The sequence below is a fragment of the Nonomuraea harbinensis genome, from assembly GCF_019396385.1.
Lineage (GTDB): Bacteria > Actinomycetota > Actinomycetes > Streptosporangiales > Streptosporangiaceae > Nonomuraea > Nonomuraea ferruginea.
This window is the reverse complement of the sequence record NZ_JAHKRN010000015.1, coordinates 88561-113704: the sequence shown is the minus strand read 5'-3', so window position 1 is coordinate 113704 and position 25144 is coordinate 88561. Positions and strand designations below refer to the sequence as shown.

Annotated in this window: 21 protein-coding genes; 10 read left to right on the top strand and 11 right to left on the bottom strand. The window is 71.2% G+C overall.

Going from position 1 to position 25144, the window contains the following annotated elements; genetic code table 11:
- Positions 1 to 81 precede the first annotated feature (81 nt).
- The 3 genes from KME79_RS17925 to KME79_RS17915 all read left to right on the top strand — a co-directional run bounded on the left by KME79_RS17925 (position 82) and on the right by KME79_RS17915 (position 4151).
- Positions 82 to 1008 carry a pseudouridine-5'-phosphate glycosidase gene (locus KME79_RS17925; protein ID WP_219545401.1) on the top strand — a complete coding sequence of 309 codons (927 nt, stop codon included), beginning with the start codon at positions 82 to 84 and terminating at the stop codon, positions 1006 to 1008.
- Positions 1005 to 1946, top strand: coding sequence for a carbohydrate kinase family protein (locus tag KME79_RS17920; protein ID WP_219545400.1), 942 nt, complete (start codon positions 1005 to 1007; stop codon positions 1944 to 1946). Before KME79_RS17925 ends, KME79_RS17920 begins: the two co-directional genes overlap by 4 nt.
- Before the next feature lie 72 nt (positions 1947 to 2018).
- Entirely contained in the window at positions 2019 to 4151 is a 2133-nt protein-coding gene (locus KME79_RS17915; protein WP_219545399.1) for a hypothetical protein, read from the top strand.
- A gap of 6 nt (positions 4152 to 4157) precedes the next feature.
- Here KME79_RS17915 and KME79_RS17910 read toward each other — a convergent pair whose 3' ends face one another.
- From KME79_RS17910 to KME79_RS17880, 7 genes are all read right to left on the bottom strand, one after another.
- Positions 4158 to 7031: a helix-turn-helix transcriptional regulator gene (locus KME79_RS17910; protein WP_219545398.1), complete on the bottom strand. Its 2874-nt coding sequence runs from the start codon at positions 7029 to 7031 to the stop codon at positions 4158 to 4160.
- Positions 7032 to 7062: 31 nt separating this feature from the next.
- Complete coding sequence (locus tag KME79_RS17905; protein WP_261808438.1) at positions 7063 to 7467, bottom strand: GNAT family N-acetyltransferase; 405 nt, start codon at positions 7465 to 7467, stop codon at positions 7063 to 7065.
- 777 nt (positions 7468 to 8244) lie between these two features.
- Positions 8245 to 8466 (bottom strand): hypothetical protein, encoded by a 222-nt coding sequence (locus tag KME79_RS17900; RefSeq protein WP_148030560.1) that lies wholly within the window; start codon positions 8464 to 8466, stop codon positions 8245 to 8247.
- A gap of 157 nt (positions 8467 to 8623) precedes the next feature.
- The gene (locus tag KME79_RS17895) at positions 8624 to 9760 is read right to left on the bottom strand and encodes an acyl-CoA dehydrogenase family protein (protein WP_219545397.1); all 1137 of its coding nucleotides are present in this window, start codon (positions 9758 to 9760) and stop codon (positions 8624 to 8626) included.
- Positions 9761 to 9763: 3 nt separating this feature from the next.
- A complete protein-coding gene (locus tag KME79_RS17890) occupies positions 9764 to 10678 on the bottom strand; it encodes a hydroxymethylglutaryl-CoA lyase (protein ID WP_246640012.1) in 915 nt (304 codons plus the stop codon).
- Positions 10675 to 12867 carry an acetyl/propionyl/methylcrotonyl-CoA carboxylase subunit alpha gene (locus tag KME79_RS17885; RefSeq protein WP_246640011.1) on the bottom strand — a complete coding sequence of 731 codons (2193 nt, stop codon included), beginning with the start codon at positions 12865 to 12867 and terminating at the stop codon, positions 10675 to 10677. The genes KME79_RS17890 and KME79_RS17885 overlap by 4 nt, the downstream gene beginning before the upstream one ends.
- 2 nt (positions 12868 to 12869) lie before the next feature.
- Complete coding sequence (locus KME79_RS17880; protein ID WP_148030557.1) at positions 12870 to 14450, bottom strand: carboxyl transferase domain-containing protein; 1581 nt, start codon at positions 14448 to 14450, stop codon at positions 12870 to 12872.
- A gap of 66 nt (positions 14451 to 14516) precedes the next feature.
- On the opposite strand from KME79_RS17880, the gene KME79_RS17875 reads away from it, so the two are divergent.
- From KME79_RS17875 to KME79_RS17855, 5 genes are all read left to right on the top strand, one after another.
- Positions 14517 to 15113: an SACE_7040 family transcriptional regulator gene (locus tag KME79_RS17875; RefSeq protein WP_219545396.1), complete on the top strand. Its 597-nt coding sequence runs from the start codon at positions 14517 to 14519 to the stop codon at positions 15111 to 15113.
- 127 nt (positions 15114 to 15240) lie between these two features.
- Positions 15241 to 15726 (top strand): PadR family transcriptional regulator, encoded by a 486-nt coding sequence (locus KME79_RS17870; protein ID WP_246640010.1) that lies wholly within the window; start codon positions 15241 to 15243, stop codon positions 15724 to 15726.
- Positions 15726 to 16703 (top strand): ATP-binding cassette domain-containing protein, encoded by a 978-nt coding sequence (locus tag KME79_RS17865; protein WP_148030554.1) that lies wholly within the window; start codon positions 15726 to 15728, stop codon positions 16701 to 16703. Before KME79_RS17870 ends, KME79_RS17865 begins: the two co-directional genes overlap by 1 nt.
- 3 nt (positions 16704 to 16706) lie before the next feature.
- Complete coding sequence (locus tag KME79_RS17860; protein ID WP_148030553.1) at positions 16707 to 17561, top strand: ABC transporter permease; 855 nt, start codon at positions 16707 to 16709, stop codon at positions 17559 to 17561.
- Positions 17562 to 17649: 88 nt separating this feature from the next.
- Positions 17650 to 18060, top strand: a complete 411-nt coding sequence (locus KME79_RS17855; protein ID WP_219545394.1) for a hypothetical protein — start codon at positions 17650 to 17652, stop codon at positions 18058 to 18060.
- Between the two features lie 51 nt (positions 18061 to 18111).
- On the opposite strand, the gene KME79_RS17850 is transcribed toward KME79_RS17855, so the two are convergent.
- The gene (locus tag KME79_RS17850; protein ID WP_219545393.1) at positions 18112 to 19446 is read right to left on the bottom strand and encodes a hypothetical protein; all 1335 of its coding nucleotides are present in this window, start codon (positions 19444 to 19446) and stop codon (positions 18112 to 18114) included.
- 210 nt (positions 19447 to 19656) lie between these two features.
- On the opposite strand from KME79_RS17850, the gene KME79_RS17845 reads away from it, so the two are divergent.
- Positions 19657 to 21864: a dehydrogenase E1 component subunit alpha/beta gene (locus tag KME79_RS17845; RefSeq protein WP_246640009.1), complete on the top strand. Its 2208-nt coding sequence runs from the start codon at positions 19657 to 19659 to the stop codon at positions 21862 to 21864.
- Between the two features lie 12 nt (positions 21865 to 21876).
- Here KME79_RS17845 and KME79_RS17840 read toward each other — a convergent pair whose 3' ends face one another.
- The 3 genes from KME79_RS17840 to KME79_RS17830 are packed head-to-tail and all read right to left on the bottom strand — an operon-like array spanning position 21877 to position 24403.
- Entirely contained in the window at positions 21877 to 22995 is a 1119-nt protein-coding gene (locus tag KME79_RS17840) for a magnesium and cobalt transport protein CorA (RefSeq protein ID WP_219545391.1), read from the bottom strand.
- A 45-nt stretch (positions 22996 to 23040) separates the two neighbouring features.
- Positions 23041 to 23511, bottom strand: coding sequence for a nuclear transport factor 2 family protein (locus KME79_RS17835; protein WP_148030548.1), 471 nt, complete (start codon positions 23509 to 23511; stop codon positions 23041 to 23043).
- A gap of 4 nt (positions 23512 to 23515) precedes the next feature.
- The gene (locus KME79_RS17830; protein WP_261808436.1) at positions 23516 to 24403 is read right to left on the bottom strand and encodes an amidohydrolase family protein; all 888 of its coding nucleotides are present in this window, start codon (positions 24401 to 24403) and stop codon (positions 23516 to 23518) included.
- Positions 24404 to 24437: 34 nt separating this feature from the next.
- On the opposite strand from KME79_RS17830, the gene KME79_RS17825 reads away from it, so the two are divergent.
- Positions 24438 to 25139, top strand: coding sequence for a M50 family metallopeptidase (locus KME79_RS17825; protein WP_219545390.1), 702 nt, complete (start codon positions 24438 to 24440; stop codon positions 25137 to 25139).
- Positions 25140 to 25144 lie beyond the last annotated feature (5 nt).

Here is a 25144-nt window from a genome sequence, read left to right as displayed (position 1 = left end):
CTGCTCGGTTCGGAACAAATTCCTCGAAACACTCCGTTCCGACAATGCGCCACAAGACCACTCAAGGAGTACGAAACACACATGCGCCGCACCACCGACTCCCTTCTCCAGCCGTCCGACGAGGTCGCCGAGGCTCTCGACTCGGGCGCACCGGTCGTCGCGCTGGAGTCCACGATCATCTCGCACGGCCTGCCCCGGCCCCGCAACCTCGAGGTCGCGCGCGAGCTGGAGGAGATCGTACGGCGCGAAGGCGCGGTCCCCGCCACGATCGCGGTGCTGGACGGAGTGGCCAGGATCGGCCTGGACGAGGCCTCGCTGGAGCGCGTCGCGATGGAGCCGGGGCTGCGCAAGCTGAGCCAGCGCGACCTCCCGCTCGCCGCCGCGCTGAAGGTGAGCGGCGCGACCACGGTGGCGGCGACGTCGTTCCTGGCGGCCCGGGCGGGCATCCGCCTGTTCGCCACCGGCGGCCTGGGCGGCGTGCACCGCGGCTGGACGGACGACCAGGACGAGTCCGCCGACCTGGACACGCTGTCCAGGACCCGCGTCACCGTGGTGTGCGCGGGCGTCAAGTCCATCCTGGACGTGCCCGCCACGCTGCAGCGCCTGGAGACGCGCGGCGTGACCGTGGCCGGCTACCGGACCGACGAGTTCCCCGGCTTCTACCTGCGTTCCTCCGGCCGTCCCGTGGAGTGGCGGATCGAGATGCCCGAGGAGGCGGCCGCGGTCATGCGCGGCCAGGACGCGTTCGGCGGCCAGGAGACGGCGCTGATCGTGGCCAACCCGATCCCGGAGGACCAGCAGCTCGACCCGGCGCTGCACGACCGCGTGCTCGCCGAGGCCCTGGCCACCGCCGAGCGCGAGGGCGTCACCGGCCAGGCGATCACCCCGTTCCTGCTGGGCTACCTGGTGCGCGGCACCGGCGGGGCCTCCCTGGAGGCCAACCTGGCCGCGGTCCGCGGCAACGTCGCGCTCGCGGCCCGTATCGCGCTGGCCTGGTCACGATCGTGAACGGCCAGGGCCTGCTGGTCATCGGCGACGTGGTCACCGACGTGGTGGCCATGCACGGCGCTCCGGTCATGTCGGGCCCCGACATCCCTTCCGACATCGCCGCCGACATCGCGCTGCGCCCCGGCGGCTCCGGCGCGAACACCGCCGCGTGGGCGGCCTTCCTGGGCGCCGACGCGAACCTGCTGGCCCGCTGCGGATACGACAGCAGCGAGTGGCACATCGCCGAGCTGACCAAGACCGGGGTGCGCCCGCACATCCGGATCGACGCCGCCAACCCGACCGCCGTGGTCATCTCGATGGTCGACAGCACCGGCGAGCGCTCCATGCTGACGAACCGGGGCGCCGGCGAGCTGATCTCCCCCCTCGACTGGGACGACGCGCTCCTCGACGGCGTGACGCACCTGCACGTCTCCGGTTACACCCTGTTCAGCGATCCCGGCCTGGCCCTGAGCAGGCTGGCCATGGCGAAGGCGACCGGTGCCGGGGCCTCGATCAGCGTCGACCCGGCCTCGACGGGCCCGCTCGCCGAGTTCGGCGTGACGCGGTTCCTCGGCGAGACGGCGCTCGCCGGATTGATCTTTCCCAATCGTGACGAAGCTCTCCTTCTCAGCGGCGCCACCACGCCCGAGCGGGCGGCCGAGACCCTCAGCGAGCATTACGGGACAGCGGTCGTGAAGCTGGGGCCCCAGGGCGGTCTCGTGGCGGTAGGCGGGCAGGTCGTGGCGAAGGCGGACGCGGTGCCCGCGGAGGCCGTGGACTCGACGGGAGCGGGTGACGCGTTCGCCGCCGGCTACCTCGCCGCCGCCCTGTCGGGGGCGGGCGAGAGGGAGGCTCTGGAGTCAGGTTGCCGTGCGGGTGCCGAGTGTGTGGCCCTCGTGGGGGGTCGTCCACGGTACGGTTTGGACATGAAGCGTCTTTACCCTATTCACACCGATTGATAGCTTGCCGCGTAGGCTGCACCATCAGTCACATGCGTATCGCGGCACACTGGGGAGGATAAGGTCCCGCCGATGGACGTCGAGTCATCGATCTGCCTGAGCGACCTGGTCCCTGCCCTGCGCTGGAGTCGGCCGCAACAGGTCGCGGAGGCGCTGTCCGATCCGCGCCTGCCGTCCGCGTGGTGGTCGTCGATGCCGCTGCAGAGGGCCTTCGCCGCGACCGGTCTCGACTGGGTGTGCGAGCGGCTCGCGCTCCTCGCCTCCTCGCGCTGGGATCATCTGCCGCTGGGCGACGTGCTGCCGGCGATGGCGCTGCATCCGATCGATCCGACGCTGCCGGGCTATCCGGAGCCCGCCCGGACGGCGATCGTGGGCCTGGGCGGCTGGCACCGACTGCGCCGCCTGACGCCGGCCGACCTGAAGGCGCCGGGGTCCACTCCCGAGACGGTGATGGGTACGGTCTTCCGCGAGGTGCTCGGCAGGCTGGCGGCCCGGCCGGAAGCCGTGGCCGGGCATCCCGAGGTCACCAGGCCGGTCCAGCGCGGCGCGTCCGGCACCGGTTCCTTCCCCGCCGCGGGCGAGCGTCCGGCGGCCGCGTTCGAGGGCACCGGCGCCTTCGCCGGCCCGAACGGCGGCCCCGCCAAGGGCGAGCCGCTGCCGCAGCGCGCCGACGAGCGCCGCAACACCGGAGCCTTCCCCGCCCCCGCCGACGAGCGCCGGAACACCGGCTCCTTCCCCAGGGTGGGCGACGACGCGCGGCCGGGCGGCGAACCCCGGCGTCCGGCAGCCTCCTTTCCGGCCGAGGAGCAGCGCTCCCCCGGGTCCTTCCCCGGCGACAGCCGGCGCGCTCCCGGCTCGTTCCCCGGCGACCCCCAGCGGTCGCAGAGCTCGTCCCCGGACGAGGGCCGGCGCTCCACGGGCTCCTTCCCCGCCGTCGGCCGGGACCAGCGCTCCACGGGCTCCTTCCCCGCCGTCGGCCGGGACCAGCGCTCCACCGGCTCCTTCCCCGCCGTGGGCGGGGGCCAGAGCCCGCTGCCACAGCGCCCCGCCGCGTCCGACTCCTCCGGCCCGCACACCGGCTCCCTGCCGAGCCTCCCCGGCGGGTCCGCCTCGTACGGCTCCCAGCCCGCCCCTGTGCCGTCCGACACCGACCACGCGATGGTCAGGGTGGTCGACAGCCTGTTCCGCGGCCTGAACAAGCTGGAGCTGGCCGTGGCCGAGCACCGCCTGTTCGCCGAGGACCCGGTCAGCCTGCGCACGCTCGCGCACAAGATGCTCGTCGAGCGCGAGATCCTCTCCCAGGCGCAGCGCACCGCCGAGGAGCGGGTGCTCACCTGGCTGCGCTCGTCGGAGTCGGCCCCGATCACCGGGCACATGTTCCGGCTCACCGAGTGGCTGGGCGCCGCCGCGACCGAGGATCAGCTGATCGGCGCGGACCCCGCCCATCCCGCGACCGTGCCGTCCCTGCGCACCCCGCTGTGGCGGGTGCTGGTCACGCTGATGCCGGACCGCCGTCTCCAGGACGGCTGGCTGGTCGTCGGCGACATCCAGGGACTGCAGGCCCGTACCCGCAGGCTGCTGGCCTCGGCCCAGCCGGACGCGGACATGGTGGAGCTGATGGCGGAGCTGGGCATCCGCGCCCACTCGGCCAAGGCGTGGCTGGACGCGCTGCCGCCCGAGCAGGTCCACGACCCGGTCGCCGCGTCCGAGGGCCCGCCGCAGCCGCTGCCGCGCCGCACCCCCGGCGCCAACGGGCACCACCACAGGGGCGGCCAGCCGATCCCCGCCGCCGCGGCCAACTCCATCGACCCGTCGGCCGCGCTCGCGACGCTGTCGGCCCTCTCCAACGGCCGCTCGCCGATGCTCCAGGGCCACCTGGCCGGCACCCCGGCCACTCCCCCGCCGCCGCCTCCGAGCCCGTCGTCGGATCCGCGCCGCTGGCAGCGCATCGAGGTCAAGCCCGAGCACCTGCGCGGCGGCCCCGTGCCGGTGCCGCAGAACTACGCGGCCCAGCTCGGCATGCGCCCCGGCACGCTGCTGTCGGTCACCGGCCCGGGCGACAACGCGATCGTGCTGGTGTGGCAGGGTCAGCAGCCGGTGTTCGACTCTCTCCAGCCGGTGCTGATGCGGCTCAACGCCCGCCCCGGCGACCAGGTGTACGTGACGGTCGACGGCTACCGCCTGGAGGCCCAGCTCACGGGCTGAGGCCGCTCACTCGCCGAACAGGCGCAGCGCGTGGGCCTTGGCTGCGGCCTCGCCCCGGGAGGCGACGCCGAGCTTGGCGAGGATGTTGGACACGTGCACGCTGACCGTCTTGACGGCGATGAACAGCTCGGCGGCGATCTCGCGGTTGCTCCGGCCCCTGGCGACGTGGCGCAGCACCTCCAGCTCGCGGGCGGTCAGGCCGAGCGGCGGCCCGCCGGGCGCGGACTGGTCCGCCAGGGCGATCCCGGCCCGCCTGGCCAGCGCGTCGACCCGCGCCAGCAGCGGCCGCGCGCCGAGCCGCTGCGCCAGCTCGTCCGCCGTGGCCAGCCGCGCCGCCGCGTGCTCGCGGTCGCCGCACGCCAGCGCGGCGTGCGCGGCCCCCTCGCACACCCGGGCTCGCGCGTACGGGTTGCGCAGCGCCTCCCAGGCGGCCACCGCCGCGTCCCAGGCCTTGAGCCGGGCCTCGGGGTCGTCCTCCGTCACGGTCATGGCGGTGACGGTGAGCCGCTGGGCCTGCTGCAGGTCGCCGTCGGCGGGCAGCCGCTCGGCGAGCGCGCGGACCTCGGCCAGCACCGGTCCGCCCAGCTCGGCCAGGGACGCCAGCAGCCCCCACGAGTAGCGCGGCTCGGCCCTGAGGTCGTGGGAGCGCAGCAGGCGCAGGCCCGCCTCGCGCGCCTCGTCGACCCGGCCTCGGGCCAGCAGGAGCTCCGCCTCGCGGCGGCCGTGGGGCAGCACGGTCTGCTCGCGGAACGAGCCGCGCGCCACGATGCGCCCGATGGCCGCCAGCAGCTCCGCGGCCTGGTCGAGCCGGCCGCGGGCCAGCGCGATGTCGGTGGCGAAGCCGCGCAGCCCGGTCTGGTGGGGCGGGGGCGGCACCAGCTCCAGGGCGTGCTCGATCACCTCCAGCGCCTCGTCCCAGCGGCCGAGCGACATCAGCGGCTCGGCCAGGTTGATCGACAGGAACGTGCCGGACGTGCGGGCCAGCCCGTAGCGCTCGGCCAGCGCGATGCCGTCGCGGGCGACCTGGGCCGCCTCTTCGTGGCGTCCGGCGCCCTCCAGGCTGTCGGACTCGGAGATGGCCACGCGCATGAGCGCGTTGTAGGCGTCGGCGCGGACCGCCAGCCGGCGCGCCTCGGCGTAGCCGCCGCGATGCTCGTCGATCTCGGCGAAGCGCAGGCAGCGGGTCCAGGTGAGGCTGATCAGGGCCTGCGCCTGGACGGTGTCGTCGCCGGCCCGGCGGCCGATCTCGATGGCCTGCTCCGCCGTGGCGATCCGCTCCGCGCGCCGGTCCGGCCGGTGGAGCATGCGGGCCAGCGACTCCAGCACCTGGCCGCGCAGCCTGCTCGGCGGCTCGGCGGGGACCAGGGCCGCCGCCTCGTACAGGTCGTCGATGTGGCCGGGGCGGCTCAGGTCGTAGCGGATGAGGCCGCGCAGCCGCAGCACGCGGGCGGCCGCCACCGGGTCGGCGGCGCGGTCGATCTCACCGAGCGCGGCCGAGGCGAGCGCGGCGGCGCGGTCGTACTCGCCCGCGAGGTGGGCCACGACGGCCGTCTGGCGCAGCACGTCGGCGTGGCCGCGGCCGGTGCGCTCCGCCGCGTCGGGCACGTGGTCCCACAGCTCCAGCACCCGCGAGAGCATGCGCAGCTGCTCGTCGTAGGCGGTGGAGCGACGGGCCGCGGCGGCGGCGTGCCAGGCGCTGGTGAGCGCCCAGGTGGTGTCGCGGGCGGCGTGCCAGTGGTGGGCCAGCTCGATCGCGCCGCGCGGCGCGGGCAGGACCGACAGGTCGCGCTCCAGCGCCTCGGCGAAGCGGGTGTGGAGCCGGGTGTGCTCGCCGGGCAGCAGGTCGTCGTGGAGCGCCTCGCGGATCAGCGCGTGGCGGAAGGCGTAGCCCTCGCCGTCGACGGCGAGCACGTTGCCCGCAACGGCGGGGCGCAGCCGGGCGGCGAGCGCCGCCTCGTCGAACCCGGTGACGGCGGCCAGCAGGTCGTGCTCGATGCGCTGGCCGCCGGCGCTGGCCATGCGCAGCAGCTCCTGCGTCTCGTCGGGCAGCCGCTCCACGCTCGCCAGCAGCAGGTCGCGCAGTGACTCCGGGAGCAGGCCGCCGGAGCCGTCCTCGCTCAGCAGCGCCTCGACGAACAGCGGGTTGCCCTCGCTGCGCGAGTAGACCCGCTCGATGTCGGCGGGCGACGGCTCGCGGGCGAGGATGCCCGCCGCCTGGGCGGCGACCTCGCGGCGGCTGAGCCGGCTCAGCTCCACCCGGGTCACCCACGCGACCCTGGACAGCTCGGCGAGGAGCGGGCGCAGTGGGTGGGCGTGGTGGAGCTCGTCGGAACGGTAGGTGACGACGATCATCAGGCGGCCGGTGCCGCGCTGGTAGCGCACCAGGAAGGAGAGCAGGTCGCGGGTGGAGCGGTCGGCCCAGTGGGCGTCCTCCACGACCAGGATGACCGGCCGGTCCTCGGCCAGCCGCTCCAGCAGGCCGAGCAGCTGCTCGAACAGCCGCGCCCTGGCCTCGGCGCCGTCGCGGTCGGGCTCGCCGAACTCGGGCAGCAGCCGCGCCAGTCCTCGGGTCGTGCCGCCGGGCACCAGCTCAGCGACCCGGTCGCGGCCGAGCGTGCGCACCAGGGAGCGCAGCACGGCGGTGAACGGGGCGAACGGCAGGCCCTCGGTGCCGAGCTCCAGGCAGCCGCCGACGAGCACCAGCGCGTCGCCGGCCCGGTCGGTGAACTCCCCCATGAGCCGGGTCTTGCCCACCCCGGCCTCGCCGCCGACCAGCACGGTGGCCGCGGCGCCGCCGCGCGTCTCACCCAGTACACCCAGGAGCAGGTCGAGCTCGCCGGCACGGCCGACGAACAGGGGGCTCACCTGGTGGATGGTCACGCACCAAGCATGCCATCCCCCTAGGACAAGGTCAGCGCAGCACCTTACGGTAGAAAGTGGCAGAAGCCTCGTAACCGAGCGCGTGATAGAACTCCGGCGCGCGCCGGGTCGCCATCGCCACGTAGCGGGCGCCGCGGTCGCGCGCCCACTTCTCGAACTCCACGAGCAGGCCGCGCCCGATGCCCTGCCGGCGCGACCCCGACTGCACCATCGCCTCCTCCACCCAGGCGACGGGCCCGTTGGCGAAGAGCGTCAGATGGACGTAGCCGAGCAGATAGCCGTGGACGCGCCCGTCGACGACGGCGGCGAGCAGCAGGGTGTCTTCGTCCTTCAGCAGCAGCGGCAGCGCGGCGTCGAAGGCCTCGCGCTCGGGCCGGAAGGTGAGACCGAACTCGCGCGCCAGCGCGAACACGTCGTCCGCGTCGGACTTCTCCACCCTCCGGATAAGAAGATCGTCAGCCGTCATGACGTATGACACTAGATCGCGCCCCGTTCCCGAGTCCAACACTCATGAGTCGCGGATCGCCCGGACCCGGCCTGCCGAGGGCGGCGACAGGGTGCGCGGCACAAAAACGACATTCATACCATACACGAAGAAGTGCCGCGACACCTTCGACGGAACGCGGGCGGGCCGGGGTGGCAAGGATTTACCACTCCGGTACGCATAGCCCCTCCGAGGTAGAACATAAGAAAAGCTAGACTCTTTCATATTACCTCTGCCTCGCCTAAGCTTTCATGAGAAAGGGCCTCCTGTCTGCACAATGCGACGTCGGCCGACAGGAGGCCCCTCCTCCCTCGCTACGGGAGGGATGGGTTGAAACAGACACACAACCGTACGGCTCGGAGGATCACCCCGAGACAGTTGCACTCGATGGATACGGCTGTACGGACTCATACCCTGACGCTGACGGCGGTTTCACAAGAACGACATTAGTCGCGCCTGGCGACCGTCTTCGTCAAACCCAGCGTAGAAGAAAAGCCCCAGCCACCACAAGTGGCGACTTTCGGGGCCAGCTAGAAAAAGGTACAACTCGGGTACATAAAATCATACTACGGGCATTGTTCCTACTTACCCGTAAATTCGCATATGTCGCCACTCTGACGACATTCGAGCGATATGTCCCCTATGACAAGCAGCAGGGTGACGGGTGGAACCCGCCGGCACGACGAGAACGCCCCGGCCACCCGCCGATTGCGGGCGACCGGGGCGCGTTCAACTCCTTCTACCGTCGGAGAACAGATAGCTCCCGACGATGATCATGCCTATCTGGAAGGTCCAGAGCCTGATATCCGCGAGCTCCGGCTTGACCTGGGCCCATGCCTTCTCGTCCAGGAAAGCCCCGGCGAGCACAGTGACCATGATCAAACCGGACAGAATGATCATATAGATTTTCAGGAACCACCATCGCAGGTGATCCTGTGACGGATCCAGCATTTCATCCTCATGGTTAAGGGGAAACGAGGCAGTCCGTCATCACCGCGCCGGAGATGGACCAGTGTGCTCCTTGTGGGCTCACCCCAGAGTCCGCCCTCCGCCGATCGAGTGCGATGCGCCGAATCCTAGCGCCCTGCGGCGACAGACATCCGCCAATTCACAGATCACCCAATCCCAGCTGGCGGGCGATCAGCATGCGCTGCACCTCGGACGTTCCTTCGCCGATCTCCAGGATCTTCGCGTCGCGGTAGAAACGGCCCACCGGAAACTCGTTCATGAATCCGTACCCGCCGAAGATCTGCGTCGCGTCGCGGGAGTTGTCCATGGCCGCGTTGGACGAGACGAGCTTGGCGATCGCCGCTTCCTTCTTGAACGGGACGCCCGCGAGCATCTTCTCGGCCGCGTGGTAATAGGCCAGGCGGGCGGTGTGGGCGCGGGCCTCCATGTCGGCGATCTTGAACTGGATGGCCTGGTAATGGCCGATCGGGTGGCCGAAGGCGCGGCGCTCGCGCACGTACTTCAGGCACTCGTCCACGCAGCCCTGCGACAGGCCGACGCTGAGGGCGGCGATCGCGATGCGGCCCTCGTCCAGCGTCTGCAGGAACTGGGCGTAGCCGCGGCCGCGCTCGCCGAGCAGGTTGGCGGCGGGCACCCGGCAGTCGGAGAACGACAGCTCGCGCGTGTCCGAGGCGTTCCAGCCGACCTTGGAGTACTTCTTCGACACGGTGAAGCCCGGCGTGCCCGAGGGGACGAGGATGGTCGAGATCTCCCGCTCGCCGGTCAGCGCGGCGACGCCGACGACGCCGGTGATGTCGGTGCCGGAGTTGGTGATGAACGCCTTCGTCCCGTTGATCACCCACTCGTCGCCGTCGAGCACGGCGGTGGTGCGCATGCCGCCGGGCACGTCCGAGCCGCCGCCCGGCTCGGTCAGGCCGAACGCGCCCAGCATCTCCCCCGCGGCCAGCTTCGGCAGCCAGTGGTCGCGCTGCTCCCCGGTGCCGAACCGGAGGATGGGCATCGCGCCGAGCGACACCGCCGCCTCCAGGGTGATCGACACGCTGGAGTCGACCCTGGCCAGCTCCTCCAGCGCCAGGCAGAGGGCGAAGTAGTCGCCGCCCATGCCGCCGTACTGCTCGGGGATGGGCAGGCCGAACAGGCCCATCGCGCCCATCTGGCGGACGATGTCGTACGGGAACTCCTCGCGCTCGTAGTAGCCGCCGATGACGGGGGCGACCACCTCGCGGGCGAAGGCCTCGACGGTCTTGCGCAGCTCTTCGTGTTCGGGTGTCAGCATGGGTCAGCCTTTCGCGAGGGCCTGGACGACGCGGGAGGGGCTGGGCCGGCCCAGCCGGGCGGCCAGCCAGGTGCTGGTGGCCACGAGCTTGTCCAGGTCGAGGCCGGTCTCGATGCCGAGCCCGCGCAGCATCCAGACGAGGTCCTCGGTGGCCAGGTTGCCGGTGGCGGACTCGGCGTACGGGCAGCCGCCGATGCCTCCGGTGGAGGCGTCCACGGTGGTGACGCCCGCCCTGAGCGCGGCCAGGGTGTTGCCGAGCGCCTGCCCGTAGGTGTCGTGGAAGTGGACGGCGAGCTTGTCCGGCGAGGTGAACGCCTCGATGAGCGCGGTGACGTGGCCGGGCGTGCCGACGCCGATCGTGTCGCCCAGCGACAGCTCGTAGCAGCCCAGCCCGAGCAGCCGCTCCCCGACCGCGACGACCTGGGAGACGGGCGTGGGGCCCTCCCACGGGTCGCCGAAGCACATCGACACGTACGCGCGCACCCGCACGCCGTTCTCCAGCGCCCGGGCGACCACCGGCTCGAACATCTCGAACTGGCTCTCCAGGCTCCGGTTGAGGTTCTTGGCGGCGAACGTCTCGGTGGCGCTGGCGAAGACGGCGATCTCGTCGACGCCCCGCTCCAGCGCCCGGTCCAGGCCGCGCTCGTTCGGCACGAGCACCGGGTAGCGGACGCCGGGCCTGCGGTGCAGCCGGTCGAGCAGCTGCTCCGCGTCCGCGAGCTGGGGCACCCACTTCGGGTGCACGAAGCTGGTCGCCTCGATCACCTTGTGCCCGGCGTCGGCGAGCCGGTCGATGAACTCGGCCTTGACCTCGACGGGCACGATCGCGGCTTCGTTCTGCAGGCCGTCGCGGGGGCCGACCTCGTAGACGGTGACCTGCTGCGGCAGGCCCTCCATCGGGTACGCGCGCGCCATCATCCCTCCTCCACCACGGCCAGCACGGCGTCCATGTCGACGGGCCGGCCGGCCTGCGCCGGCAGCTCGGCGACGCGGCCGTCCCGTGGGGCGGTGACGGTGTGCTCCATCTTCATCGCCTCCACGATCACCAGCGGCTGGCCTTCCTTGACCTGGTCGCCGACCTGGGCCTTGACCACCAGGACGGTGCCGGGCATCGGGCTCCTGACCACGCCGTCACCGCTCCCCGCGGCGCCTGCGCGGTCACCCGGGTCGCCGATCAGGTGGCGGGTGACGGGCCAGGCGTGCCCGTCCCGGCCGAGCCACACCGTCTCGCCGTCCCGGGCGCACACGTAGTGCGTCGTACGACCATCCACAGTGACGACGACCCCACCCCCGTACGGCCGGACGGCAGGTCCGCCCGGCGATCCGGGACCGTCCGCGTACGTGCGGAGGACGGATGGAACGGGCGGGCCGTCCGCCACCCTGACCTCGGCGCCCTCCCGGGGCAGGCCGCGCACGTGGACGGCATGCACGCCGTCGCGCGTCTCCAGCCGCCACGTCGTCCAGGCCCGCTCCCCGACCCGCCAGCCGTCCATGACCTCCCACGGGTCACGCCCCACCGGCTGATCGTGAAACACGAGCGCGGCGGCCGCCAGCGCATCCAAGGGCACCCCGCGCCCCATACGAGCCACGGCGACCCCAGCCACGTCCGCGTGAGCCACATCTGTACGGCCCCGGTCCGCGCGGGCCGCATCCGCACGACCCCCGTCCTCGCGGGCCTGATCCGCACCACCCGCGTTCGTGCGAGCCGCATCCGCACGACCCCCGTCCTCGCGGGTCTGGTCCGTGCGGGCCGCTTCTGCGCGGGTTGGGTCGGTGGTGGGGAGGAGGTCTGGGAGGGCTCGTTCGACCAGGCCGGTGTCCAGGTCGCCGGCGCGGACGGTTTCGTGGGCGAGCAGGGCTCGCAGGAACGGCACGTTGGTGGTGACCCCGAGCACCACGGTCTCGCTCAGGGCGCGGTCGAGGGCACGGAGCGCGCCCGCCCGGTCCGGCGCCCAGGCGATGACCTTGGACAGCATCGGGTCGAACTCGCTGCCGACCACTCCGCCCTCCAGCAGCCCGGAGTCGACCCGTACCCCCGGACCGGCGGGCTCGCGCAGGGCGAGGACGCGGCCGCCGGTGGGCAGGAAGCCGCGCGCCGGGTCCTCGGCGTAGACGCGCGCCTCGACCGCGTGGCCGTCGAGCCGCACCTCGTCCTGGGTGAACGGGAGAGGCTCGCCGGCCGCCACCCGGAGCTGCAGCTCCACCAGGTCGAGGCCGGTGACCAGCTCGGTGACGGGGTGCTCGACCTGGAGACGGGTGTTCATCTCCATGAAGTGGTAGGCGCCCGTGGCGCCGTCGACGATGAACTCGACGGTGCCCGCGCCGACGTAGCCGACCGCGCGGGCGGCCTCCACGGCGGCGGCGCCCATGCGGGCCCTGGTCTCCGCGTCGACGAAGGGCGACGGGGCCTCCTCGACGATCTTCTGGTGCCTGCGCTGCAGGCTGCACTCGCGTTCGCCCAGGTGGACGACGGTGCCGTGGCCGTCGGCGAGGACCTGGATCTCGATGTGCCGGGGCCGCTCCACATAGCGCTCGATCAGGAGGGTGCCGTCGCCGAAGGCGGCCGTGGCCGTGCGCCGGGCGGACTCCAGGGCGTCCGGCAGCTCCGCCGCCGACCTGACCAGCACCATGCCCTTGCCGCCGCCGCCCGCCGACGGCTTGATCAGGGCGGGGAAGGCGGACCAGGTCGAGAGCTCGTCGCCGGGTTCGGCCGCGCCCGGTACCACGGGCACTCCGGCGGCCGACACGGTGCGCTTGGCGCGGATCTTGTCGCCCATCGCCTCGATGGCGTCCGCCGGCGGCCCGACGAACACCAGCCCGGCCTCCGCGCAGCGGCGGGCGAAGGCGGCGTTCTCGGCCAGGAAGCCGTAGCCGGGGTGGACGGCCGCCGCGCCGGAGCGCCGGGCCACCTCCACGATCGCCTCGATATCCAGATATTTCGGGATCTGGTGGGCCTCGTCAGCCTCGATCACGTGGCGCGCGCCCGCGTCGGCGGCCGTGTGCACGGCGACCGCGCCGATGCCGAGCGCGCGCAGGGTGCGGATGACCCGGACGGCGATCTCGCCCCGGTTGGCGACCAGCACCCGGCCGAACAGGGAATCAGTCATGATCACATCCGGAAGACGCCGTAGCCGGCGGGTTCGAGCGGGGCGTTGGCCGCCGCGGACAGGGCCAGGCCGAGCACGGTGCGGGTGTCGACGGGGTCGATCACGCCGTCGTCCCACAGCCTGGCGGTGGAGTAGTACGGGTTGCCCTGGTGCTCGTACTGGGCCCGGATCGCCTCGGGGTCGGCCCCGCCCGCAGAGGAGCCCACCGTGGTGAGCACGTTCGCCGCCTGCTCACCGCCCATGACCGAGATGCGGGCGTTCGGCCACATCCACAGGAAGCGCGGCGCGTACGCCCGCCCGGCCATCGCGTAGTTGCCGGCCCCGAACGAGCCGCCGATGACCACCGTGAACTTGGGCACCCGGGCGCACGACACGGCCGTGACCATCTTGGCGCCGTGCTTGGCGATGCCGCCCGCCTCGTACGCCTTGCCGACCATGAACCCGCTGATGTTCTGCAGGAACAGCAGCGGGATCCGCCGCTGGTCGCACAGCTCGATGAAGTGCGCGCCCTTGAGCGCGGACTCGGCGAACAGGATGCCGTTGTTGGCCAGGATGCCCACCGGGTGGCCGTGGACATGGGCGAACCCGGTGACCAGCGTGGGCCCGTACTCGGCCTTGAACTCCAGGAACCGGGACCCGTCAACCAGCCGCGCGATCACCTCGCGTACCTCGTACGGCCGGCGCGTGTCGGCGGGGACGATCCCGTAGAGGTCGCGCGGATCGTGGGCGGGCGGCTCCGGCGCGGCCACCGGCCACGGGCGCGGGGCGCGCGGCGCGAGCGTGGAGACGATGTCGCGGACGATCGCCAGCGCGTGCGCGTCGTCCTCGGCGAGGTGGTCGGTGACGCCGCTGACGCGCGCGTGCAGGTCGCCGCCGCCGAGCTCCTCGGCCGTGACCTCCTCGCCGGTGGCCGCCTTCACCAGCGGCGGGCCGCCCAGGAAGATCGTGCCCTGGTTCCGTACGATGACGGCCTCGTCGCTCATGGCGGGCACGTACGCGCCGCCCGCGGTGCAGGAGCCGAGCACGGCGGCGATCTGCGGGATGCCCCGCGCGGACATCGTGGCCTGGTTGTAGAAGATGCGGCCGAAGTGCTCGCGGTCCGGGAACACCTCGTCCTGTTTCGGCAGGAACGCGCCGCCGGAGTCGACGAGGTAGACGCACGGCAGGTGGTTGTGCAGCGCCACCTCCTGCGCGCGCAGGTGCTTCTTGACGGTCATGGGGTAGTAGGTGCCGCCCTTGACGGTGGCGTCGTTGGCCACGACCACGCACTCGCGGCCGGAGACCCGGCCGACGCCGGTGATGATGCCGGCGGCGGGCGCCTGGTCGTCGTAGAGGCCGTTCGCGGCCAGCGGCGACAGCTCCAGGAACCGCGAGCCCGGGTCGAGCAGGCCGTCGACGCGCTCGCGGGGCAGCAGCTTGCCGCGCTCGACGTGGCGGCTGCGCGACCGTTCTGGCCCGCCGAGCGCGGCGGTGGCGAGGCGGTCGCGGAGCTCTGCGGCGAGCCGCTCGTTGAGCTCGGCGTTGCTCCTGTACGCCTCGCTCCCGGGGTCGGCGGCCGACTTGAGTATCGGCCAGTCGCTCATCTCTGCCCTCTCGTCATGGTCGTGATGTTAGTGGCCATTAACTCAACCGTCTAGCATGATGTGACTGTGACGACTGCCCCGACACCTACCCGCAATCGCGGCAACAGGCGTGCCGAGATCCTCGACGCCGCCGCGAGGCTGTTCGCGGCGCGCGGTTTCCACGGCGTGCCGATCGAGGACATCGGCGGCGCGGTGGGCGTCTCGGGGCCGGCGCTCTACCGCCACTTCAGCGGCAAGGAGGCGCTGCTGGCGGAGCTGCTGCTCGACATCAGCTCGCGGCTGCGCGAGTCGGCGGTCGCGGTCGTCACGGCCTCCGCCGGCCCGGCCGAGATCCTGGACGCGCTGCTCGACGCGCACATCACGTTCGCGCTCGAGCAGCCGGCGCTGATCACCGTGCACGACCGCGAACTGGGCAACGTGCCGGAGCGGGAGCGGCGGCAGATCCGGCGGCTGCAGCGGCTCTACGTCGAGGAGTGGGTGGCGGTGCTGGCCGAGCTCCACCCGTCGTGCCCGGCGTCCCGGCTGCGGGCCGCCACGCACGCGGTCTTCGGCCTGCTGAACTCGACGCCGCACAGCGCGGGCGAGCTCCCGCCCGGGGCGATGCGCCCGCTGCTGCACGCCATGGCCGGGGCTGCGCTCCGGGCAGCTGTTAACGAGCACTAACACGGACGAGAGTCGCCAGAAAAGGGCATTGCCGCCTCAACTATCTAGATATATCGTCAGAACATCTCGATAGTTGGGAGATGTAATGATTGATCCACATGGACGACACGGATTCCCGCACCCCCCGATGCCGCCGCCCCCGCCGGGCACCCCGGGCATGGAGGCGGGGCCGCGGGTGCGGCGCGGCGACGTCCGGGCGGCGCTGCTCCTGCTGCTCGGCGAGGAGCCCAAGAACGGCTACCAGATGATCCAGGACATCGAGGCGCGCAGCCGCGGCGTGTGGCGGCCCAGCCCCGGCTCGGTCTACCCCGCGCTCCAGCAGCTGGAGGACGAGGGCCTGGTCACCGGCGGCGAGGCCGGCGGCAGCCGGACCTACCGCCTGACGGAGGTGGGCCGCGACGAGGCGGGACGCCTGAGCGCCGCCCCCGCGCCGTGGGACGAGGTGGCGAGCACCGTGCCGGAGGACCGGCACGAGCTGCGCCTGCTGTGGGGGCAGCTCGGCGAGGCGTTCGTCCACCTGACCAGGACGGCCAACGACCGCCAGGTCGCCGAGGCCAAGAAGCTGCTCAGGCAGACGCGCAAGTCCGTGTTCCAGATTCTGGCGGAGGATTGATGAGCGAGGACGCGGCCGTCGTCGTACGAGGGCTGACCAAGACGTACGGGAAGGTCGAGGCCGTCAAGGGCGTCGACTTCGAGGTGTCGCCGGGCGAGGTCTTCGGATTCCTCGGCCCCAACGGCGCCGGCAAGACCACCACGATCAGCATGCTCTGCACGCTCGCGAACCCGACGGGCGGCACCGCCTCCGTCGCCGGCCACGACGTGGTCAGGGAGCGCGACGAGGTGCGCAGGAACATCGGCCTGGTCTTCCAGGACCCCACCCTCGACGGCTACCTGACCGCCGAGCAGAACCTGCGCTTCCACGCCGAGCTGTACGGGGTGCACAAGAGCGTGGTCGACGAGCGGATCAAACGCGTCATGGAGATGGTGGCGCTCTGGGACCGCAAGGACGCCAAGGTGATGACGTTCTCCGGCGGCATGAAGCGGCGGCTGGAGATCGCCCGCGGCCTGCTCCACTCACCGCGGGTGCTGTTCCTGGACGAGCCGACGGTCGGGCTCGACCCGCAGACCCGGTCGGCCATCTGGGGCTACATCAACGAGCTGCGGGTCAGCGAGGACATCACGATCTTCATGACCACCCACTACATGGACGAGGCCGAGTACTGCGACCGGATCGCGATCATCGACCACGGCGAGATCGTGGTGATCGACTCTCCCGAGCGGCTCAAGGCCAGCGTCGGCAAGGACCGGGTGCAGATCCACACCCGTGACGACGAAGCCGCGATCAAGGCGCTGCGTGAGCGGTTCGGGCTGGAGGCGGCGGTGCACGAGGGTGCGGTGACGTTCGCCGTGGCCTCGGGCGAGGAGTTCGTGCCGCGGCTGTTCGCCGAGCTCGGCATGCCGATCACGTCGGTGAGCGTGTCGCGGCCGTCGCTGGACGACGTGTTCATGAACTACACCGGCTCCACGATCCGCGACGCCGAGTCCGGAGACGACCAGATGGCCTTCATGCGCGCGATGGCGAGGCGGTGAACGATGACGACACAGGCGATCCGCGTGCGGGTGCCGGCCCGCAGCGCCGCGCACGACCTGCGGGCCATCAAGGTGGTCCTGCACCGTGAGATGCTGCGCTTCCTCAACGACCGCACCCGCATGCTCTCGATGCTGCTGCAGCCGGTGCTGTGGCTGTTCGTCATGGGCACCGGCCTGGGGTCGCTGGTCCAGGCGTCGATCCCGGGCGTGGACTTCCGCACCTTCATGTATCCCGGCATGATCTCCATGACGGTGATCATGACGGGCATGTTCTCGGCGGGGTCCATCGTGTGGGACCGCGAGTTCGGGTTCCTGCGCGAGATGCTGGTCGCGCCGGTGTCGCGCACGGCCATCGTGGTGGGCAAGTGTCTCGGCGGCGCGATCGTGGCCACCGGCCAGGGCATCGTCATCCTGGCCATGGCGGGGATGGTGGGGGTGCCGTACTCGCCCACGCTGATGCTCACGCTGCTGGCGGAGATGTTCCTGGCGGCCTTCACGATCACCGCCTTCGGCGTGATGCTGGCGGCGCGGATGAAGAACATGCAGTCCTTCTTCGGGCTGATGCAGATGGCGATCATGCCGATGATGTTCCTGTCGGGCGCCATGTTCCCGCTGGCCAACCTGCCGTCGTGGCTGCACGCCCTGACGGTGGTCAACCCCATGACGTACGCGGTCGACCCGATGCGCCAGGCCGTCTTCTCCCACCTGGACGTGCCGCCGGAGGTGAACGCGACCCTGAACCCGGGGGTGCAGTGGTTCGGCTGGCAGGTGCCCGTGCCGGTGGAGCTCGGGCTGGTGGCGGCGCTGGGGCTGGGGCTGCTGGCGGTGGGCATCGCCCAGTTCAAACGGGCCGACTAGCCGGGGGTTCGAACACAGGCACGCTTCACGGAGAGTATTCTTTCCATTGCAAGGAGCGACGTCATCCCCCCCTCGAGAGGATCTCTCCATGTTGGATCTGCAGACGAAAGTCGACCACCTGGAAATCAGGGTCTCGGCGCTCGAACGGTCTACAGTGAGCGGTGTGCCCAACCTGAGCATCGAACAGCGCTTCTCCGCCCTGCACGACCGTGTCGACGACGTCGGGCGCAACGTTCTCGACAAGATCGACAAGCTGGACAAGCGCATGGACAAGTTCGACCAGCGCATGGACAAGTTCGATCAGCGCATGGACGGGTTCGAACGACGTATGGACGGGTTCGAGCGGCGTCTCGACGACCTCCAGCAAGACGTCAACCTGCTCAAGCAGGACGTGAGCCAGCTCAAGCAGGACGTCGGCGAGCTCAAGCTGGGCATGGTCGACATCATGTCCATGCTCGCGAGCCTGGGGGCGACCGCGCCGGAGCGACGGGTCAACTGAGGACATGGTGAGGCCCGGGGCGCTGATGCGGCGCCCCGGGCCTCGTCGATGTCAGCGCCGCACGCGGACGTAGTCGGAGCGGCTGGTGTCGCCGTTCGTCCTGTCGTCACCCTCGTAGACGAACCGCCAGCGGCCGGAGGTCCAGGCGCGGACCTCGGTGAACAGCCTGCCGCTGTCGCTGGACCAGGCGGACTTCACGAGCCTGTACTCGTCGGACCGGTTGGACTTGAAGTACAGGTCCACCTTGCCCTTGTAGCCCTTCCAGGTGCCGTCGTCGTCGACCTGGAGCTGGGCCCAGATCTTCAGGTCACGGCCGCGCTTGACCGGCTCGGGGTAGGCGTTGAAGCCGAGGACCCGGGTGTCGGCCTTCTCGACCGGCTCGGTGACCCGCACGAAGTCGGGGCCGCTGACCGAGCCGTCGACCCGGCGGTCGCCCGCGTACACCGCGCGCCACCAGCCGCTCTGCTCGGCGGTGGTGGAGGCGTGGAAGCGGCCGTGCCGGCTGGTGCGGTCGCCGGTGACGTCCGTCCACTGGCGGGAGGTCACGGCCCTGAACTGGATGGTCACGCGCTCACCGCGCAGCGCCCGCCGGTCGTCGGCCTGCAGGGTGCCTTTGAAGCGCAGCTTGTCGCCCTTGACGACGGGCTCCGAGTAGGCGTCGAAGCCGACGATCCTGGTGTCGATGGTCCGGGGGCGGACGCGGACGCCGTCGCTGTCGCTGACCGACGCCTTGGCCTCGGCGTTGCCGGCGAACTCGGCGCGCCACTCGCCGCTGCGCCACGGCTTCACGCTCGCGGAGAACCAGCCGTTGCGGCTGGTCTTGTCCGTGGTGACCTTGCGGAAGTCGTCGGAGCCGCGGGAGCGGAAGCTGATCGCGACCTCCTGGCCGCCGTAGCCCTGGTCGCCGGCCCTGAGCTGGCCGGAGAGCCGGACCCGGTCGCCCTTCGTGACCCTGTCGGGGTTGGCGTCGAACCTGACGATCTTGGTCTCGAGCGCCTTCTTGACGTCGAACGTGCCCTTCAGCTGGCCCGTCTCGTCACCCTTGACGGCGGTGGCGGTGTAGTTCCACGTGCCCACCGTGCCGACGGAGCGCTCGACCTGGAAGGTGTCCGTCCCGACTTTCTTGGCCTCGATGATCGGCTGGGTGCTGACACCCGGCGGAGTGAAGACCATGGTGGCCTTTTCGGCGTCCTTCGCCTGGATCGTGAAGGTCACCTTGGCGGTGCTTTCGAAGAGCACGACCGGGGATGCCGGGTTGAGCGTCACCTTGGTGACGGCCGGCGCTGCTGCTGTGTTGACCTGCGCTGACGCGGGTGGCGTAAGGACCAGCGCACCGGCCCCCACCGCCATCGCGACGGCGATCGTACGGATGCGTTGTAACGACATTCGGGTTCCTTTCCTGGATACCCAGTTGGTTTCAACGCGGCTTTGAGGGCGCCACGTGTCAAACCAGTAGACGTGGTGGCGAATGGCGAAGTTCACCATTCTGACAAGCTGTTATAGATCTATGTCAAAAGGACCGGTCCAACACATGTCGCCCGTGACTGGCAGACGAACACGGTGCTCAGCGGCCATAATCGGCATGTGGCGCGCGACATGGTTGAGACTCATTTCGTCCAGGCAGTGGAGACCCTCCAGACGGGCCCGGCCCGCGGTCCCGGCGATCCGGTGCGGGAGGGCGCCACGCTCACCGGAGAGCAGTGCCGGACGCTCTACCAGCGCCAGCTCGACAGCCGGCTGCTCGACATCGCCGCCCGCTGGCTGCGCGAGCAGGACGAGGGCTTCTACACGATCGGCTCGGCCGGTCACGAGGGCAACGCGGCCGTGGCCGCCGCGCTGCGCCCGGACGACCCCGCGCTGCTCCACTACCGGTCCGGCGCGTTCTACCTGACCAGGTCCGAGCAGGCCGGGCGGCTGCCCGAACAGGGCATCAGGGACGTCCTGATGGGCCTGACGGCGGCCGCCGAGGAGCCGATCGCGGGCGGCAGGCACAAGGTGTTCGGCCATCCCGAGCTGGCCGTCATCCCCCAGACGTCCACGATCGCCAGCCACCTGCCGAGGGCGGTGGGCGTGGCGTTCGCCATCGAGCGGGCCCGCGCGCTCGACACGGCGGGCCTGTGGCCCGACGACGCGATCGCCGTGTGCAGTTTCGGCGACGCCTCGGTCAACCACGCCACGGCCCTGTCGGGCTTCAACACCGCCGCCTACGCCACCTACCAGGGGCAGCGGGTGCCGATCCTGTTCGTGTGCGAGGACAACGGCATCGGCATCAGCGTCAGGACCCCCAGAGGCTGGGTGGAGGCGTCCGCCAGGCGGCCCGGCATCGAGTACTTCGCGGCCGACGGCTGTGACCTGGCTTCCGCGTACGACACGGCGGTGCGGGCGGTGGAGCACGTGCGCTCCCACCGCACCCCCGCGTTCCTGCACCTGTCGACGGTGCGGCTGATGGGGCACGCCGGCTCCGACGTCGAGTCCGCGTACCGCACCCAGCGCGAGCTCCGCGCCGACCTGGCGCGCGATCCGCTGCTGCGCACCGCGCGGCTGCTCGTCGAGGCGGGCCTGACCACTCCGGAGGAGCTGCTCAGACGGTACGAGCTCGCCCGCGAGCACGTGCTGCGCATCGCGCTGGAGACCACCCGCCTGCCCAGGCTCCGCTCGGCGAAGGAGGTCATGGAGCCGATCGCGCCGCACGACGCCGACCTGGTCGCCAAGATCAGCCCGGTGGCGGCGGAGAGCGCGGTGCGGGAGCGGACGTTCGCCGGGACGCTGCCGGAGTCGGAGAAGCCGCTGACGCTTTCCCAGTCGATCAACCGCACGCTCGCCGACGCGCTCGCGGTCTACCCGGAGATGATGGTCTTCGGCGAGGACGTCGCCAAGAAGGGCGGCGTCTACGGGGTGACCCGCGGGCTGCAGAAGAGGTTCGGCCCCGCCCGGGTGTTCGACACCCATCTGGACGAGCAGGCCATCCTCGGGCTGGCCCTGGGCGCGGGGGTGTCCAGGCTGCTGCCGGTGCCGGAGATCCAGTATCTGGCCTACCTGCACAACGCGATCGACCAGATCAGGGGCGAGGCCGCCACGCTGTCGTTCTTCTCGCAGGGTGCCTACCCGAACCCGATGGTGGTGCGGATCGCGGGCTACGCCTACCAGAAGGGGTTCGGCGGGCACTTCCACAACGACAACGCGATCGCGGCGCTGCGCGACATCCCCGGCCTGATCATCGCCTCGCCGTCCCGGCCCGACGACGCCTCCGCCATGCTCCGCACGTGCCTGGCGGCCGCGCGCACGCAGGGGTCGGTGTGCGTGTTCCTGGAGCCGATCGCGCTCTACCACACCAGAGACCTGTTCGAGGAGGGCGACGGCGGCTGGCTGGCCCCGTACGCCCCGCCGTCGCGCTGGGCGGAGACGCACGTGCCGATCGGCGGCGCCCGCTCCTACGGCGACGGGCGCGACCTGACGATCGTGACGTTCGGCAACGGGGTGCGGATGAGCCTGCGGGCGGCGGTGCGGCTCACCCAGGAGGGCTTCAGCTGCCGGGTGCTGGACCTGCGCTGGCTGGCGCCGCTGCCGGTGGCCGACCTGCTGCGCGCGGCGGAGCTGACGGGCAAGGTGCTGATCGCGGACGAGACGCGCCACTCGGGCGGCGTGTCCGAGGGCGTCATGGCCGAGCTGCTCGACGCCGGCTACCAGGGTCAGGTGGCCCGGGTGACCTCGGCCGACAGCTTCGTCCCGCTGGGCGGGGCGGCCGACCACGTGCTGCTGTCGGAGGAGGAGATCGAGGAGGCAGCCCGCAAGCTGCTCTCCTGACCTGGCCCGGCGCTACAGCCAGCCGCGCCGTTTGAAGATCACGTACAGGATGACGCACACCCCCGCCATGAGGGAGATCGCGAACGGGTAGCCCAGGGCCCAGTGATACTCGGGCATGTGGTCGAAGTTCATCCCGTAGATGCCGCCCACCACGGTCGGCGCGAAGAGGATGGCCGCCCAGGCGGAGATCTTCTTGACCTCCTCGCCCTGCTGGATGCTGACCTCGGTCATCCTGGCCATCTCGGCGTTCTGCGCCTGGGTGACCAGGGTGGAGTTGACCACCAGGATGTCCTGGAGCTGCTGGCGGAAGGAGGCCACCCGCTCGTTGACCGTGATGGCGTGGTCGGCCACGTCGCGCAGGTAGCTCTGCAGTTCCTCGTCGACGCCGTACTTGTCGGCGCCGGCGATGAACCCGTCGATCAGCCGCACCAGCGGCGCGGTGGCCCGCTGGAACTCGATCACCTCGCGCGACAGCTCGTAGACGCGGCGGGACACGGCCGGGTCGCCGCCGAACACCTGGACCTCGATCTCCTCGATGTCCTCCTGCAGCCCTTTCACGACCGGCGCGTAGTCGTCGACCACCGCGTCCAGGATCGCGTACAGCACCGCCTGCGGGCCCTTGCGCAGCAGGTCGGGCTCCGACTCCATACGCCTGCGCACCACCTGAAGGTCGGGTGCCTCGGAGTGGCGGACGGTCAGCACGAAGTCGGGGCCGACGAACACGTTCAGCTCGCCGAAGGCCACCTCCTCCACCTCGTCCCGGTAGGTGGCCGCGCGCAGCACCACGAACAGGGTCTCGCCGTAGCGGTCGGCCTTGGGCCGCTGGGAGCCGACGATGGCGTCCTCGACGGCCAGCTCGTGCAGCTGGAACTCCTCCGCGAGCTTGACCAGCTCCCACTCCTTCGGCCGGTACAGGCCGATCCAGGCGAGCGCGCCGGGTTTGTCCTTCAGGCACTGGAAGGCGTCGGCCAGCGAACCGGGGTTGTCGATGGCGCGGCCGTCCTGGTAGATCGTGTTGTTGATGACCGTCGGACGGTAGGGCTGATCCTCGCTGGGCCGGGGGTCCATCGACTTCTCGGGAGCCGGCTCGCGTGTCAGCCTGCCGCGCCGGCGCCCTCTCGCCCTGGTCATGCCACCTCCTGTGTGTCGCTCCCCGTGTCGCCCCCCGTGTCGCTCCTAGGTCGCGAAGTCGTCGAGCTGTGCCATGGCGCGCTCGCGGATCATCTGCCGCCATCTCGGCGTCCACCCGAACAACAACCCGTGCGGGCGGCCCAGCGCCATCTTGGACCAGCGTTTGAAGTCGAACTCCTCGTGATGTCTGATGATCAGGTCGTCCTCGAACCGGAACATCGCCTCTATCTCGTTGACCACCTGCCGCCCCGTACTGGGCATGCGGTAGCGGGCCGTCCAGCGGGCGGTGCCGGAGAAGTCGTCGGCCGTCGCCCCGTGGAACTCGGCCTTCATGCCGACGCCCCGGCTGAGCTGGAGCCGCCACATCGCCATCACCCTGTCGCGGCCCTCCAGCTCCTGGAAGACGGGATCGCCGAAGCTGACCTCGGGGTGGTAACAGCTCTCCATGGCCGCCGCATCAGCACGGCCGAGTGCCTCGTAGAAGGCGCTTATCAGCGCCACGTGCCGATCGTTCACTCTGCTATCGAATCATGGTCAGGCCGTTGTCCCAGCACACGGCCCTGAGCCAGTCGTCGCCGAGGCCGAGCCGGTCGAGGGCGTGCAGCTGGTGTGCGTACGGGTGGGGGATCGTCGGGAAGTCACTGCCGAGGACCACCTTCCCCGCCAGCCCGAGTTCACGCAGGGCGGGACGGAGCCGGGCGGGAAAGGGCATGCCGAGCTCGGCGAAGTCGGTGAAAGCCATCGTGGTGTCCAGCGCCACCCGCTCGTAGCGCTCGGCCAGCGCGAAGAACGGATCGTACTCCGGCATGCCGAGATGGGCGATGATCACGCGCAGCCGGGGATGCGCGCGCAGCACCTCGCCGATCGGCTCGGCGCCGACGTACCCGCCGGGCACGGGCACCGAGCTGGCGTGCACCACCACAGGGACGCCGGCCTCGGCCAGCAGCCCCCAGATGCCGTCCAGCTCGGGCAGGCGCGGGTCGAAGTCGCCCACCTGGAGGTGCACCTTGAAGATCTTGGCCCCCTGGTCGAGGGCCTGCCGGACGTAGGCGGGGGCGCCGGGCTCGGGATAGAAGGTGGCCGAGGGCAGGCAGCCGGGTGTGCGGCCGGCGAAGCCGAGTGTCCAGGCGTTGAGGTCGGCCGCCATGCCGGGCTTGTGCGCGTACGCGAGCGCGGGGAAGGCCGTCACCCCCAGCTCCCGCAGCCGGGTCACGCGCTCGGCCACCGGCCACTCGTACTCGATCTTCCAGCCGCTGCCCATGAGGGGGCCGCCGTGGTGGAAATGGTGCCAGACCCGGCGTTCCATCCGCTCGGGCAGGAAATGCACGTGCAGGTCCACCAGGCCGGGCAGTCCGAGCGCCGCCCACCAGGCGCGCACCCCTTCATCAGAATCAAGTTCTGTGGCCACGACCGTGACTTTACCCGGATAGGGTTCCTCATCGATGGACAAGTTCTGGGCTCAGCTGATCGAGGCGCAACCTGACCCCGACCCCTGGGTCGTGGTCGTCTCCGCGCTGGTCGCGCTGGCGATCGTCACCTTCACCGTGCCCTGGCAGCTCACCAGAGGGCTGATCACGATCGCCCACGAGGGCGGCCACGCCGTCATGGCGCTGCTCACCCGGCGCAAGCTGGAGGGCATCCGGCTGCACTCCGACACCTCGGGCGTGACGCTGACCAGGGGCAGGCCCACCGGGCCCGGCATGGTGCTGACCGCGCTGGCGGGCTACCTGGCGCCGTCGCTGCTCGGGCTGGCCGCCGCCTGGCTGACCGACCAGGGTCACATCACGCTGCTGATCTGGGGGATGCTGCTCTTCCTGGTGTGCATGCTCCTGCTGATCCGCAACCTGTACGGCGCGCTCATCCTGCTGGCGTCGGGCGGGGCGGTGTTCGCGCTGTCGATGTACGCGCCCGGCGAGGTGCAGCAGATCGTGGCCTTCCTGGTGGTGTGGTTCCTGCTGTTCGGCGGCGTCCGGCCGATCCTGGAGCTGCAGCGCAAGCGGCGCAGGCGCCAGGCGCGCGACTCCGACGCCGACCAGCTGGCCCGGCTGACCCTCCTGCCCGGCGGGTTCTACGTGTTCTTCTTCCTGCTGGTGGCGGGGGCGTCCGTGGTCGGGGGCGCCTACCTGATGAACCCGCTCGCGTAAGTAAG